The organism is Paenibacillus sp. JT22N12, assembly GCF_056269365.1.
This window is the reverse complement of record NZ_JBWDNU010000013.1, coordinates 91,991-107,191: the sequence shown is the minus strand read 5'-3', so window position 1 is coordinate 107,191 and position 15,201 is coordinate 91,991. Positions and strand designations below refer to the sequence as shown.

The 15,201-nt window shown below is 54.5% G+C and carries 12 protein-coding genes; 7 read left to right on the top strand and 5 right to left on the bottom strand.

Annotated features, from left to right (window positions below; all coding sequences use genetic code 11):
- Window position 1 precedes the first annotated feature (1 nt).
- Window positions 2-1,993 carry an LTA synthase family protein gene (locus tag AC0YOA_RS31265; RefSeq protein ID WP_475789939.1) on the bottom strand — a complete coding sequence of 664 codons (1,992 nt, stop codon included), beginning with the start codon at window positions 1,991-1,993 and terminating at the stop codon, window positions 2-4.
- A 95-nt stretch (window positions 1,994-2,088) separates the two neighbouring features.
- Window positions 2,089-3,228, bottom strand: a complete 1,140-nt coding sequence (locus AC0YOA_RS31260; protein ID WP_475789938.1) for a THUMP domain-containing class I SAM-dependent RNA methyltransferase — start codon at window positions 3,226-3,228, stop codon at window positions 2,089-2,091.
- 119 nt (window positions 3,229-3,347) lie between these two features.
- Between AC0YOA_RS31260 and AC0YOA_RS31255 the strand changes: the two genes are divergently transcribed.
- On the top strand, window positions 3,348-3,974 hold the full coding sequence (locus AC0YOA_RS31255) for an O-methyltransferase (protein WP_210037616.1): 627 nt from the start codon (window positions 3,348-3,350) through the stop codon (window positions 3,972-3,974).
- 135 nt (window positions 3,975-4,109) lie between these two features.
- Here the strand turns inward: AC0YOA_RS31255 and AC0YOA_RS31250 are convergent, their stop codons facing one another.
- Window positions 4,110-5,324 carry an MFS transporter gene (locus AC0YOA_RS31250; RefSeq protein WP_475765149.1) on the bottom strand — a complete coding sequence of 405 codons (1,215 nt, stop codon included), beginning with the start codon at window positions 5,322-5,324 and terminating at the stop codon, window positions 4,110-4,112.
- A 254-nt stretch (window positions 5,325-5,578) separates the two neighbouring features.
- Here AC0YOA_RS31250 and hemE point away from each other — a divergent pair, with 254 nt between their 5' ends.
- From hemE to hemG, 3 genes are read left to right on the top strand one after another with little or no spacing between them, the layout of a single operon-like run.
- Entirely contained in the window at window positions 5,579-6,652 is a 1,074-nt protein-coding gene (gene hemE / locus AC0YOA_RS31245; protein WP_475789937.1) for a uroporphyrinogen decarboxylase, read from the top strand.
- Entirely contained in the window at window positions 6,645-7,574 is a 930-nt protein-coding gene (gene hemH / locus AC0YOA_RS31240) for a ferrochelatase (protein WP_475789936.1), read from the top strand. Before hemE ends, hemH begins: the two co-directional genes overlap by 8 nt.
- A 32-nt stretch (window positions 7,575-7,606) precedes the next feature.
- Complete coding sequence (hemG, locus tag AC0YOA_RS31235) at window positions 7,607-9,136, top strand: protoporphyrinogen oxidase (protein ID WP_475789935.1); 1,530 nt, start codon at window positions 7,607-7,609, stop codon at window positions 9,134-9,136.
- Between the two features lie 584 nt (window positions 9,137-9,720).
- On the opposite strand, the gene AC0YOA_RS31230 is transcribed toward hemG, so the two are convergent.
- A complete protein-coding gene (locus AC0YOA_RS31230) occupies window positions 9,721-10,245 on the bottom strand; it encodes a phosphatidylglycerophosphatase A family protein (protein ID WP_475767249.1) in 525 nt (174 codons plus the stop codon).
- A gap of 166 nt (window positions 10,246-10,411) precedes the next feature.
- Between AC0YOA_RS31230 and AC0YOA_RS31225 the strand changes: the two genes are divergently transcribed.
- The 3 genes from AC0YOA_RS31225 (at window position 10,412) to AC0YOA_RS31215 (ending at window position 13,106) form a co-directional block, all read left to right on the top strand.
- Window positions 10,412-11,470, top strand: coding sequence for a GerMN domain-containing protein (locus AC0YOA_RS31225; protein ID WP_475789934.1), 1,059 nt, complete (start codon window positions 10,412-10,414; stop codon window positions 11,468-11,470).
- Between the two features lie 236 nt (window positions 11,471-11,706).
- A complete protein-coding gene (rph, locus tag AC0YOA_RS31220; RefSeq protein ID WP_475789933.1) occupies window positions 11,707-12,453 on the top strand; it encodes a ribonuclease PH in 747 nt (248 codons plus the stop codon).
- Window positions 12,450-13,106, top strand: coding sequence for a non-canonical purine NTP pyrophosphatase (locus AC0YOA_RS31215; RefSeq protein ID WP_475789932.1), 657 nt, complete (start codon window positions 12,450-12,452; stop codon window positions 13,104-13,106). Before rph ends, AC0YOA_RS31215 begins: the two co-directional genes overlap by 4 nt.
- 174 nt (window positions 13,107-13,280) lie before the next feature.
- Here AC0YOA_RS31215 and asnB read toward each other — a convergent pair whose 3' ends face one another.
- On the bottom strand, window positions 13,281-15,125 hold the full coding sequence (asnB, locus tag AC0YOA_RS31210) for an asparagine synthase (glutamine-hydrolyzing) (RefSeq protein WP_475789931.1): 1,845 nt from the start codon (window positions 15,123-15,125) through the stop codon (window positions 13,281-13,283).
- Window positions 15,126-15,201 lie beyond the last annotated feature (76 nt).

Genomic DNA, 15,201 nt, shown 5'->3' with positions numbered 1-15,201 from the left:
CTTATTTTTCAATATCAGGCTGCGAACGGAAATTTTTGATCAAATCATGCTCGATGACGCGATCGGACGCGATAAGCTCCTGACGGGCTTCTTCGGCTCCGCCCTTGCAGGCGGTGAGGGCAAGCGCTTGCCCTGTGGAGGCGTCCAGACACTTGGCATGTTCGGCTATAAAATCATCTGCCGGCATATAAAACACCTTGCCGTCGGTGTAACCGCCGTTTCGGAAAACGACTTTCTTGCCCTCGAGCGGCTTGTCCGTAACGAGCGGCGTTCCCGCCATGGTTTTATCTGCAGAGGAAATCCCGAGCAAATGGAGGACGGTAGGCGTCAAATCCATCTGTCCGCCAACCTGGCTGTAGGTTCCGGCTTTGGCTCCATCCGGCAGATGAACGATCAAGGGTACCTGCTTCAGCACATTCATCCGGTCAAGCTCACTCAGCGGTTTGCCCAGAAACTTCTCGAAGGGTTCCCATTCCTTGATGGAATTGTCGTGGTCACCATAGAACAGAAAAATCGATTTGTCCCATAAATGCTCGGCTTTAAGCCTGTTGACCAGATCGCCAAGCGAATCGTCGACATAGTGGGCAGCCTCCAGGTAGTCGCCGAATATCGTTCCTTTGAAATCCCCGACATCCAGTGTTTGTGTGCTTGCGGCAAGCTTGTAAGGGTGATGGCTGGACAAGGAGATCAGAAAGGAGTAAAACGGCTGCTGCTCGCTCAGCATCAGATCAACGGACTGCTGGAAGAACGAACGATCCCCCAGCGACCAGCCCAAAGGCTCGTCGATCGTGTAGCTTTTCTTGCTGTAAAACTTGTCATAGCTCATCGTGCTGTACATTGCATTGCGGTTCCAGAAGCCGCCGTCGTATGCGTGAAATACGCCTGTCTCGTAGCCGTTATCCTTCAGCGTGGCAGACATGCTGTCGAAGCTGTTCTGCGCGAAGCGGATAAATACCGAGCCGCTCGGCAAGGGCTGAAGCGAAATATTGGCAGCCAGATCGGCGTCGGATGTGCGGCCCTGGGCGGTTTGGTGATAGAAGTTCTTGAAGTACATGGACTCTTCAATCAGTTTGTTCATATTCGGCGTAACTTCCTGGCCGTTTATCTTCTGGCCGATCAGGAAGTTCTGAAAGGCTTCCAGCTGGATCATGATGACGTTGGCGCCCTTATAGCGTCCGAACATGCTGTCATCCTCAAGCTGCTTGCGGACATTGCCGCGGTCCTCGAACCACTGCTTCGCTTCCTGGATTTGATCCTCCGGAAGCTTGTTGTCATGCAGCCAATGATCCTCCGCATACCGGTACAGGTCATATCCGTGAAAACCGATGACGCCTGTCACATTGTACAGGGACATATTCCACCAGTTGCCGGTGAACAGTCCGACGGCCCAGGTGCGCTGCGCATAGGTGACGGGCACGAAGACGAGAGTAAGGCCGCTTGCAAAAATGATCAGGCTGAGCGAAAGACGGAGCATCATTTTGCGCAGCTTCCTGGGTCTGGCGAAGGATAATGCAATATCGCGCTTGTGACGCTTGCGGAATATTGAATAGACGGCTGCAGGCACAATCAGCAGCCAGTCGATAAAAATCCAGATATCCGCCCAGCCCAGCAGAGAGGCGATGCTGTCGCCAAGCGAGCTTACTTGTCCGGCCTGGGTAAGCACCGGTATCGAGATCATATCCTGAAAATAGCGGAAATAAATCAAATCGGCGTAAATGATGACCGTAAGCAGCATATTCAGCAGCACGAGAGCGATGATCCGGCCGCGCGGCGGAAGCCACAGCGTCCAGAAGCAGACCAGCGCCAATGTACCCAGCGCCACCAGCACATCCTCCCCGTCCATGGCCATATTCGGAACATGCACGTAGCGGTCGAACAACACCAGCTTAATCATCATCAAGGCGAAGAAAAGCGCAAGATCCAGGCCTTTAAGCCGGGCAGCAAGAGCCGTGACGACACTTCTCCGCCCGGTTGGCTGCAGCGGTTGAGCCATAACAAGGGTGTCCTTTCCTGTTTACAAAATGTTAATAATGTCTTTCCCATTATAGTACATTTCGTATCCAGATCAAGGAAACGGAAGGCTTGGCCTTATGTTCGGAAAGGAGGCCGCGGGCCAAAATACTGATAAAGGGCGCATTCAATCCGGCCATTGTACAGCTTGCGCCTTTTGTCGGCATTGCGTCCAAAATAATGCTCCACCGACTTGGAAGGGCTGAGAGCGAAGAATGACCAGGTCGGCAGATACAGCGCCGTGTGGCCGAGCTCCCTCAGCGCTTTTTCGGCTTCCGTATCATCCCCAAGCCTCGAACCGTATGGCGGGTTCGTAATAATGCAGCCGTATTCGCCCTCCGGCTTCGCCTTGGAAACTGGCAGCACGCTCAGCTTGATATCACGGGCAAAACCGGCCTTCTTCACAGCCGCTTCCGCCACTTCAATCGCGCCCGGGTCGATATCGGAGCCGGCAATCGACAAGGGGATATCGTCCTTCACCGAATCGAAGGCCTCCTCGCGGGCTGCTTCCCACAGCTCCTCGGGGATGAGCGGCCATTGGTCGCTGCTGAACGACCGGCGCAGTCCCGGAGCGATGTTCCAGGCAATCATGGCCGCTTCTATTGGGATTGTGCCTGACCCGCAGAATGGATCATACAGAGGTCGGTCAGGATGCCAGCGGCTGAGCAGCACCATTGCCGCCGCCATCGTTTCCTTGAGCGGAGCTTCCGTCACCAGCTTGCGGTAGCCGCGCTTATGGAGACTGGGACCTGTCGTATCCAGCGTAATGAGCGCCATATCATTCATCAATGAAACCTCGATCACATATTTGGCTCCGTCCTCGTGGAACCATTCTGTGCCGTAGGTTGCCTTCATTTTCTCCACGACCGCCTTCTTGACGATACTCTGGCAGGCCGGCACGCTTGTCAGCTGCGACTTCTGGGAGCGGCCGTTCACCGGAAATTCGCCGTCCTCCGGTATCCAGTCCGCCCAATTGACCGCCTTCGTTCCTTCGAATAATTCCTCGAAGGTGCGCGCGGGATATTCCGCCATCTTCACAAGGACGCGGTCAGAGGTTCTCAGCCACAGGTTGGTGCGGCAAATGTCAGCCAGACCGCCGGTGAAATTCACGCGCCCGTTCTCCACCTGCACATCTTCATAGCCCAGATCCTTCAATTCACGTGCAACAATCGCCTCAAGCCCCATGGGGGATGTCGCGATAAGCTGTAATTTTTCCAATGCAATCACTCCGATTCGCCTACTCCGGTTGTTTCCGGTCATTAAAAATCATACAATCAAGTATAGACATATGAAGGCGGCCTGACAAACTAAAACTCATGGTAGAGGAGAATGCATGGATGTCGACGGAACAATATGTGGAACAGCTGCTTGGTGAGGATGCCGATCTGGAGAGGGTACATAAGCAAATCCGCGAGCATGATATGCCTGAGATTTCCATTGCGCCGGGCTACGGCAAGCTGCTGACGATGCTGGTCCGCATGAAAGGCGCGCAGCAGGTGCTGGAAATTGGCGCACTTGGCGGATACAGCGGCATATGCCTGGCAAGAGGGCTCAAGGATGGAGGCAAGCTGACCTCACTTGAGCTGAAGCAAAGCTACGCGGATGTGGCAAGAAGCAGCCTTGAAGCGGCAGGCCTCGGTGACCGTGTCGATTACCGGATCGGGGATGCCAAGGAGAGCCTTGCGCTGCTTGTCCAGGAGGGGCGCACCTTCGATTTCTTCTTTATTGACGCGGACAAGGAAAGCTATCCGGTCTATCTCGATTATGCCATCAAGCTGGCCAATCCGGGAGCTGTTATTACCGGCGATAACGCACTCATGCATGGCAAAACGATCGATCCGGAGCGGACGGGGCCGGCTGTGGTGGCGATGCGGCAATTTAACGAGCGGATGCTGAGCGATGAGAGATTGATCGGTACCTTGCTGCCCGCTTATGACGGATTGGCAGTGGCGGTTGTGAAGTAGAAGCTCTTGACCGGGCTGATGTTTATGCCGGATGATGAACGAGATTATAACAATAACGGACTTCCCTCTATCGGGATGTCCGTTTTTTTATACTATGATTGCATATCCGCTTTCCTGCCAGCCTGCCGATAACCCTCATGATTTATTGTTTGCTGTGCGTTTGCGGGCCAGGGTGCTGCGCACCCAGACCGCATTGATGAGAAACAGAACGGATGAAGTGATAAAGACGCCGCCAATGCCGATCCAGCCCGATATCACGCCTCCGACAAGCGGGCCGAACATATTGCCCAGGCTGAGAGTGCTGGTGTTGAAGCTGTAGGCACGTCCCTCCATTCCGTCGGGGGTAAATTTGCGGATCAGGGAGTTCACGGACGGGATCAGCCCTCCGAGGAATGCCCCCTGCAGAAAGCGGAAAATAAGCAGCTGCCATACATGTGTGGCCATCGCTTGGGGGATGAACATGACCGCCGCGCCAATCAGCGAGACGGCAAGAATCCGCTCCTGCCCGATCCGGTCGCTCAGCCTGCCCAGCAGCGGGGAAGCGACCATATTGGACATGCCGGCCGCTGCGCTGACAAGTCCAGCCCAGAACGCAACGTTGACGTCGCTTCCATGCAGCTGCTGGACGTACAGAGGAAGCAGCGGCATAGGCCCGACCATGGCGAACTGGATCAGAAAGGTTACGGCAAACAGCGAGGTCAGCTGGGGAATCCGGCCCAATTGACGAAATCCTTCAAGTACCGATACATTGGGCCTTGCAGCCGCCTGCTTGTGATCGAAGCTTTCCTTTACGACGAGCATGGCAAGCGTTGAAGCCATAAACAGCAGCGTGCCGGTCAAATAAAAGATCGGGCGGAAGCCGATTTGATCGGCGAGAAGGCCGCCCAGCAGGGGACCGAGCATCGTGCCGGCAATGCCCCCGGACTGCAGCGTGCCCATGGCAAAGCCTGTCCGGTCCTTGGGCGTTGTAGCCGATATCAGGGAGATGGCCGCAGGGTTGAAACCGGATATGGTGCCGTTGATCATCCGCAGCACCAGCAGATGCCAGGGGGCGGTTGCGAAGCCCATCAGCACGATGACAACCGCCATCCCGAATCCGGAGCGAAGCAGCATAACCTTGCGTCCGTAGCGGTCGGACAGCTTGCCCCAGAGGGGCTGAAACAGAAAGGCGGTGACGAAATTGCCGGCGAAAATAATGCCCGCCCAGGTGGCGATTTCATGCGGATCCGTAAGTCCGATGCCATCGGACTGCAAGTAAAGGGACATAAACGGAATGATCATGGTCATTCCGGCCATGACAAGGAACTGTCCCACCCACAGGACAGCCAGATTCTTCTTCCACTGCTCCATAATGACTGTTTTCTCCTAACCTTTGCTTATTCTGAACACAATAGGTTAAGTATAGCATAACAAGCAAGCCGCAAATCCTGACTTTGCAGCAATTATTTTGCCGCCAATGGAGGGCAAAGCCGTTTCTTCTTATAGAGTGAAATCCGTCATTTGTCATATAGTTGTCATTGAAAGAAGAGGGAGGGCGGTTGTTACGCTTCATCAAAAAGGGCATAATGGTAACGTAGAGAATCCGATAGAAATGGGGAACGTCAATGAGCTACAACGATCGGTTCATCCTGGCAAGCAGGAGAGAACAAGTCGATCGCGTACCCGTCTGGTATATGCGACAAGCGGGACGCTATGATCCCGAATACCGTAAAATAAAAGAAAAATACTCGCTGCTTGAAATTTGCAGTCAGCCGGAGCTTGCTGCTGAAGTGACGATGATGCCGGTAAGAAAGCTTGGCGTGGATGCGGCCATTCTGTATTCCGATATTATGAATCCGGTGGCGTCGATCGGCATCGACTTTGATATTGTTCCGAATGTGGGACCCGTTATTGCCAATACCATTCAATCTGCAGCTGACGTGGCGAAGCTCAGGCCCATCGATGTCGAGGGCGATCTGTCCCATATCCTGGAGACGATCCGCATTCTGGACCGTGAGCTTGATGTGCCTCTGATCACTTTCGCAGGCGCGCCTTTCACCATAGCCAGCTATTTAATAGAAGGACGTCCGTCCAAGTCGTATATCCGCACCAAGACGCTGATGTACAGCCAGCCCGAGATATGGCATCAGCTGATGTACAAGCTGGGCGATATGGTTATCGCCTATGCCCGCGCCCACATGGCAGCGGGAGGCAAGGCGTTCCAATTGTTCGACAGCTGGGTCGGAGCGCTTGCTCCCCATGATTTCCGGCAGTTTGTGCTGCCGACCATTGAGCGGATCTTTACAGAGCTGTCTGACTTGAAGCAGCCCAAAATTTATTATCCAGGCGTGGCCTCCGGCGAACTGCTTCCAACCCTCGGAAAGCTGAAAACTGATGTCATCGGACTCGACTGGCGCGTGTCGATAACCGAAGGCCGCCGCCGCATCGGCAGTTCTTATGCGGTTCAGGGAAATCTGGATCCGTATGTGCTGACTGCGCCGATGGATGTCATTCAATCCCATGCCAAGCAGATTATCGACGAGGGAATAAGGCAGCCCGGATTTATTTTCAACCTGGGGCATGGCTTGTTTCCCGAGGCATCTCTTGATAAGCTGCGGGAGCTGACTTCCTATATTCATGATTATTCGGCCGAGGCGATTGCTACGGCAGGGGAGCAGAAGGAGGCGCGCCATGTCTGAGCGTAAAATCGGCGTGCTTGTCATGTCTTATGGAACGCCCGAAAGAATGGACGGTATCGAGGAGTACTATACGCATATCCGCAGGGGGAATCCCCCTACGCCGGAGCAGCTGGCTGATCTGAGCGGCCGCTATGAAGCGATCGTAGGCGGGTTCTTCCCGCTGCGGGAGAATACGAACCGCCAGGTCGCCGGCATTCAGGACAAGCTGGATACCTTCGCGCCGGGTCGTTATATGTGCTACCAAGGCCTGAAGCATGCCCGTCCCTATATTGAGGATGGAGTTGCCAATATGGCTGCAGACGGCATCCGCGAGGCGGTTGGCATTGTTCTGGCGCCGCATTATTCCATCATGAGCGTGGGCGGCTATGTGGAACGCGCCAGGAAAAAGGCGGAAGAGCTCGGCATAGAGATGAATTTCGTGGAGAGCTATCATATGCATCCCAAGCTGCTTGAGGCATTGATCAGCCGTGTGAAAACGGGCTTGGGACCTTTTGATGCTTCCATGCCGGTTAAGGTTCTGTTCAGCGCCCACAGCCTGCCGGTCAGGATACGGGAGATGAATGACCCCTATGAGGCTCAACTGCTGGAGACCTCTGCTGCGGTCGCTGAAGGGGCAGGCGCTTCGGACTGGAGCTTTACGTGGCAGAGCGCAGGCCGCACGCACGAGCCGTGGCTGGGTCCCGATATTCTGGAGACGCTCAAGGAAGTGGCCGGAAGCGGCTATACACAGATATTGTCGGCTCCGATAGGTTTTGTTTCCGATCATCTGGAGGTTCTATATGATCTGGACATTGAAGCGATTGAGGCTGCCAGGCAGCTGGGCATTGATTTTGCCCGCATTGAAATGCTGAATACCGATCCGTTATATATGGAAACCTTGGCGGAAACCGTCATTTCACAGGATCAGTGGCAGCAGGCATAACGCCATAACACAGGGCAGAGGAGATGAACGACATGCGGGGAAGCGGACAACCTGATCGGTTAGTCGTCGTTGGCGGCGGGATCAGCGGACTGAGCTCCGCTTTTTATTTGCTTAGGGAAGCGGAGAAGCGCGGACGCGACATACAAATTACGATTGTTGATCCGGCCGGAAGGCTGGGCGGGAAGATCAACACTTTGAAGCGGGATGACTTCGTAATCGAGCGGGGACCGGATTCATTCCTGGCCCGCAAGAACGCGATTATCGATCTGGCATGGGATCTGGGGATCGAGCAGGAGCTGGTCGGCACCAATCCGGCGGCCAAGAAAAGCTATATTCTTCATAAGGGCAAGCTGCATCCCATGCCCCCCGGGCTTGTGCTGGGCATACCGACAGAAATTTCCCCATTTCTCAAATCAGGGCTGATCTCATGGGGAGGCAAGCTGCGGGCGCTGCTCGATTTTGTGCTGCCTGCCCGCAAGGAGGAGTCGGACGAAGCGCTTGGTGATTTCCTGTCGCGCCGGCTGGGCGATCAAATGATGGAACGCGTGGCGGAGCCGCTTCTGGCCGGGATTTATGCGGGTGATTTGCGCAAGCTGAGCCTGCAGGCGACATTCCCGCAATTTCGCGATGCCGAGCGCAAGCATCGCAGTCTGATTCGCGGCATGAGTGCGAACAGGCGCCTGGCCCCAGCCGTAGCGGCCAGCGCAAGCCGCCTTCCGGCTTCTGTACGCGGCAGCATGTTCCTGACTTTCAAGGGCGGATTAACGACAATGATTGAAGCCCTTGATCATGCGCTGTCAGGAGCAGAGCGCAGGATTGGCGTCAAGGCTGCGGCCTTTCGGCCAAACGATCCCGATGAGCGCGAGGAATCCGGCAGGAATGCAGAGACGGAGCCGGAAGCGGGGCAGACAGACGGGCAAGCCGAACCCTGGGCTCCGTATGACATCCTGCTAAGCGATGGTGAAATTATTCAAGCCGATGGCATTGTCATCACAGCGCCAGCATATGATGCGGCAGAGCTGCTGGAACCCCATATGGATACGCAGGCGCTGCGGGCGATCAATTATGTTTCTGTCGCCAATGTGGTTATGGCCTTCAACAAACGGGATATTGCTGAGGATTTTAACGGGTCCGGTTTTGTCATTCCACGCTCCGAAGGAACGACCATAACAGCCTGTACCTGGACTTCGACGAAGTGGCTTCATTCCAGCCCGGACGATAAGGTGCTGCTGCGCTGTTATATCGGCCGTTCTGGCGATGAAGAGGTTGTCGATCTGCCTGATTCCCAGCTTGAGGATGCGGTCCGGCGTGACATACGCGATATTATGGGTATCACGGCCGTGCCGTTGTTTACGGAAATCACCAGGCTGCATAAGTCTATGCCGCAGTATCCGGTCGGGCATGTGCAGCAAATTGCCGCGCTGCGGGCAAGGATGAGCGCAAAGCTGCCGGGTGTGTGGGTCACGGGAGCAGCTTTCGATGGCGTGGGACTGCCTGACTGCATCCGTCAGGGCAGGGAAGCAGCGTCCCGCGTGTATGATGCGATAACCAAACGCAAGTAATAAAAAATATTCTCGGACATGATCAAATAATTAACTCCAGCAAGGAAAAACCTTTTTACACTTGCCATAGCTCTGGTTACAGACCGTCTAAGCAGGAAAAACCTTGCTGCAGCGGTCTATCATGGCGTATAAAGTGAAACAACTGTTCCGACAAGGAAAAACCTTATTACACTTGCCATAGCTCTGGCAACAGACCGTCTAAGCAGGAAAAACCTTGCTGCAGCCGTCGATCATGGCGTATAAAGCGGAAACATCTGTTCCAGCAAGGAAAAACCTTCTTGTGCCCGACCACACTCTTGTTGGATACCGTACAAGCCGAAAAAACCTTGCTGCAGCGCGGATTGTTTCGATTGCTGTTCAAATATGCAAGTATGCGAGGATGGTCCTTCTGCAGCTTTTCAACAGTTGTCCATCAGGCTTATAGATTGGCAGGTCCGACTGCCCCGCCTGGAGATTTCCGGCCGTGCTAGTCTCGCACAAGCAGTGCTTTTGATTTTTAGAAAAAATATACAATTCAAAAAAGGATGACGAAAACGCAAGGCGCTTTTGTCATCCTTTTTGGCATTCAACCGGCATTCAACCACTTAGTCAATCGGCGGCCCCATGCTTCCCTCGCGCTCCGCCTGTTTCCGGTGCGCAATACGGCTGCTGGCCGATGCGGCAATGGCTCCGACAATATCATCGAGGAAAGTATGACACTGCTCGCCTTCCTTGTCGTTGAGCACCTTCAGGATGCCCGGCTTCAGTTTATCGACGTAGCCGAAATTCGTAAAACCGATGCTTCCATATACATTGACGATGGAGAGGGCCAGAATTTCATCACAGCCATAAAGGCCCTCGTCGTTCTCAATCATATCCTGCAGTGGCGCAAGCAGCTTGCCTTCCTCCGCCAGCATATCGAGCTGAATTCCCGTCAGCACCGCGTTTTGTACCTCACGCTTGGAAAGCACAGCTTCAATGTGTTGCTCGCACTCTTCCATGGTCAGCTCGGGAAAGTAGGATTTCTGCAAAAAAATAACAAGTTCAGCAATTTGACTAATGGTAACGCCTCGTTTGGCCAGCCATTCTTTGGTCGTCGAAGCTACGATTTCACTGTTGAGGCTGTACATTTTAGACTTGGCCACAGGGCTCACCTCTTGTTTCTTGTTTAATGGACAAAACTGGTCTAATTGATGGAGAGGGCTCGTATACATAGTACTACAAAAGAGCAACTTGTACCAAATGAGTGGAAGGGCTCGCGCTTGATTACTAAGTCTACGGGGAGGAATTATGAACATGAAACATTATCGCCTTGTTCGCCGGGCGGCGCTCGCCGGAGCGTTGGCGTTGCCCATTCTTACGACCGGCTGCGGTTTATTCTCACAGGAAGAAAAACCGTCCATCGATCCGCCGCAGAACAGCTCGCAGAATGTCAGCGGGGCCATTACCGACGTCGGACAGGCAGCCAATCATGCCGGTCAGACCCAGATGACCGTTTACTTGAAGGATCAGAATGGAATGCTGGCGCCCGTGGCTGTACAGGCTGCCCTGGGCGAGGGAGAGAAGCCGGGCCAGAAGGCGCTTGAGATGATGGTGGACGGGGGTGCCTACGCATCACAGCTCCCGGAGGGATTCCAGGCCGTGCTGCCCAAAGGCACCGAAATCAAGGATTTTAACATCGTTCCCGACCAAAAGCTGGCAGTTGTTGATTTCTCCAAGGCATTCGCGGATTACACTGTGACGGAGGAGCGGCATATCGTCGAAGCGGTAACCTGGACGCTGACCAGCATGCCGGATATTCAGAAGGTGGACATATGGATGGAAGGCGCGAAACTCGGTGAAATGCCTGTTGACGGCATGCCGATTGATCAGCCTCTGACAAGATCCGTCGGCATCAATCTCGAAGCAGCCGATGGCGTGAACAATTACAGCCAGACCACGCCGGTAACATTGTATTTCTCGGCTCTGACACCCAATAATGAATTATATTATGTTCCGGTCACAAGGCTGGTCAACCGTTCCGATAACCGGGCCAAATCGGCCATAGAGCAGCTGATCAGCGGTCCTTCCGAAGGACGTGCGCTTACGGCTGTCATGACGCCGGATGTAACGGTCAAGAGCGTTACGAAGCAGAATGATATCGTTACTGTCGAGCTGCAGGATGATGCGTATGTGGCAGGGCAGCAGGAGCCGGCAGAAATGCTGCAGGCTGTGGTCCTGGCATTAACGGCGAATACTGGTGCGGCCAAGGTTCAAATCAAGCTCAACGGCGAAACGGATTTCACCGATACCAATAACCAATCCTACAGCAGCCCTGTAACCGCACCCGAGCATGTCAACGCCTTTAAGTCCTGATCCTGACCTTATAAAAGCGACAAGCCTGCCCGGGGCGAACCTGCTCCGGAGCGGGTTTTTTTGCCGTAGTTCCGGTCTTATTCCGGCACCTTATGAGGGGCTTCCCGCACGGGGGTGTGACGGTGCTCGATGGCTGTCAATCTCAGTCCGTTCGCCCGCCGCCGCCGCAAAGGATGCTTTTCCCCTTTGTCTTTGGTAGAATGATTGAGATGATTTATGAGGAGGACTACATAAGTATGAGAACAGATGGACGGCAATGGAACCAGCTTAGGCCGGTCACAATAACAATGAACCCCAATAAATATGCGGAAGGCTCCGTATTGATCGAATTCGGCGACACGAAGGTGCTCTGCACGGCTACGGTTGAGGAGCGGGTGCCTCCTTTTATGAAGGGGCAGGGAAAAGGCTGGATTAACGCGGAATATTCCATGCTGCCCAGAGCCACGCAATCCCGCAATCAGCGTGAATCCGCAAGAGGGAAGCTCACCGGACGTACAATGGAGATCCAGCGGCTGATCGGCCGTGCGCTGCGCTCGGTTGTGGACCTGCAGGCGCTTGGAGAGCGGACGATTACGCTGGACTGCGATGTTATACAGGCGGATGGAGGGACAAGAACGACTTCCATTACAGGCGCTTTCATCGCTATGGCCCTGGCGGTAAACAAGCTGTCGAAGAACGTGGATTATGCCAAATATCCGATCACGGATTTTCTGGCTTCGGTCAGCGTCGGTGTGATCCAGGAGAAGACGCTGCTGGATCTGAACTATGAGGAAGATTCCAAAGCCAAGGTCGATATGAACGTTGTGATGACCGGTTCCGGCAAATTCGTCGAGGTTCAGGGAACGGGAGAGGACGCCCCCTTTTCGCGCGAGGAGCTGGATGGATTGCTTGGAGTGGCGGAAGAAGGCATTCAGGCGTTGATCGCCAGACAGCGCGATGTGCTCGGGCCGCTGGGCAGCCGGATCGGAGCCTCGCGCGTATGAAGGCAGACAGTACAGTAGTCGTAGCCACCAAAAATCCCGGCAAGGTGCGTGAGTTTGCCCATGCGTTCGGCAAACTGGGACTGCAGGTCGTCAGCATGTTTGATTATCCTGATCTCCCTGAGATTGTGGAGGATGGAGCTACCTTTGGCGAGAATGCCCGCAAGAAAGCGAAGACCGTTGCCAAGGCGCTCGATTTGATGGTGCTGGCTGATGACTCCGGACTTGTAGTGGACGCGCTCGAAGGACGTCCGGGAATCTACTCGGCACGGTACGCAGGAGAAGGAGCCAGCGACGCGCTGAATAATGCCAAGCTGCTCGATGAGCTGTCGCAGCTGGGTGCTGCGGTTTCCATTAAGGCAGAGCAAGGCACTGCTCCCCAAGGCAAAACAAAGCTGCTGAGCAAAGCGAAATTTGTCTGCGCGCTCGCCTTGTATAATCCGTCCGGCGGCAGCTTCGTGGAAGCGGAGGGTTATGTCGACGGATTCATAACCGATACGCCATCAGGAGCCGGCGGCTTCGGGTATGATCCTTTGTTCTGGCTTGCGTCCCATGGCAGGACCATGGCTGAGCTTTCAACGGAGGAGAAGCAGGCGATCAGCCATCGGGGACAAGCTCTTGCTTCCTTGTTGATCCAGCTGGAACAGCAAGCTTAGAAAGCGGCAGGAAGAAGCGGCTCTATCCGGCCATAGGCGGCTTTCTACCCTCATTAGTATAAGCAAAGTATACGAGAATTTTATACTTTCTTATAATTTGAACATAGCCAAGCCCCGCAGCAGACCGCACGTGCATGGTCTGCTGCGGGGCTTCTTTTTTTTGCGAATTTTTCGTTAACGAATGACGATGTTATATTCCCGGAGCCACATATCGGTCTGGAGCAGATAGGCGAACAGCTGAGGTCCGGACATGAGCTGGCCAAACCAGGGAATATTGGAGCTGGCGTTATCCGATTCGGCAAGCTCGCGGATTTTTTTAACGTTAATTAACGGAAGCAGAGGAGATTGGCCTTCATTCAGCACATCAAGCAATCTTGAGCGTACCGCCTCCAGATAATTGGGATTATGCGTTTTGGGGTAGGGACTTTTTTTGCGGTAGAGCACATCAGGCGGCAGTACGCCCTCCAGAGCGAGGCGCAGAATGCCTTTCTCCCGGTCGCCGGCCGTCTTGATTTCCCAAGGGATATTAAAGACATAATCAACAAGCCTGTGATCGCAAAAAGGGACCCGGACCTCAAGGCCGACCGCCATGCTCATCCGGTCTTTGCGGTCCAGCAGTGTTGGCATAAACCGCGTAATGTTCAGATAAGACATCTCCCGCATTCTTCTGGCAGCCGCATCTTCGCCGTCCAGCCTGGGCACCTGCGCAATCGCATCCGAATAACGGTCGCCGATATATTCCAGCGGTTTGATCCAGGCGGCAACGTCCTGTGAAAGCAGACCCGCCCTCATCTCCGCAGCCAGCGCCCATGGGAAAGTGCCGGCATTCAACGCCTCCTCGCGGTGGAACCAGGGGTACCCGCCGAAAATTTCGTCCGCCGCCTCGCCGGAAATCGCAACCGTGGCTCCCTTTTTGATTTCCCGGCAAAACAGCAGCAGCGAAGCATCCACATCCGCCATTCCGGGCAAATCTCTTGCCAGCATGGCATCGCGCAGCGCATCGACAAGCTCGGGAGTGTCAAATTGAACAGGATGATGGACCGTATCCAGATGTTTGGTCATCCGCTCGATCCAGGGCGCATCGGAATTGGGTTGAAAAGCGTGAGCCTTGAAGTGTTTATCGTTATCCACATAATCAACGGAAAAGGTATGGACCTTATCCTGCCCGTTTTGCTCATAATAACGAACGGCATAGGTCGTAAGAGCACTGGAATCCAGTCCTCCGGACAGCAGAGTGCAAAGCGGGACATCGGATACGAGCTGGCGCTCGACGGTGTCTTTAAGCAGGTCGCCCACGGTGCGGGCCGTCTCCTGGACGTTCTGGGTATGCGGCCGGCTTTCCAGCTTCCAGTAGGTTACAATGGAAACCCCGGAGCGGGTGACGGTGGCGCACTGGCCGGGCAACAGCTCGCTGATGTCGCGGTAGACCCCCTGGCCCGGCGTACGCGCAGGTCCCATAATGAAAATTTCTGCCAGTCCCTCCGCGCCAACAACGGATTTAACGGAAGGATGGGCGAGCAGAGCTTTGAGCTCCGAACCGAATACGAACCGCCCATCCTGCTTGGCAATGAACAAGGGCTTTACACCCAGCCGGTCTCTGGCAAGGAACAGATGCTCCTCCCGCGAATCCCAAATGGCAAAGGCGAATATGCCGTTGAATTTCTCAATGCATGCCTTACCCCATTCCATATAGGCAACCAGCAGCACTTCCGTGTCGCAGCTGGTAGTAAACCTTCTGCCGCGTCCCTCCAGCTCCCGCTTCAGTTCGGGGGCGTTATACAGCTCGCCGTTATAAACAATGACATACGTATCGTCCTCAGTTGTCCGTATCATCGGCTGGGCGCCGTTGACGGGGTCAATAACAGAAAGCCGGCGGTGACCCAGTGCACAATTGCGGGAGAGCCATGTACCTGAGGCATCCGGCCCGCGATTTTCCAGCGTTTCAGTCATTTGTTCCAGGGTGGCGTACTGTTTGGTCAGGTCGTCGGTCCAATCGATCCAGCCCGTGATTCCACACATGTTCTCTCATTCCTCTCTAAGCAGGGCTTAAACAGCGGTACTATGATGGTTATGCCGTCAGCCAGCATAAAATGTC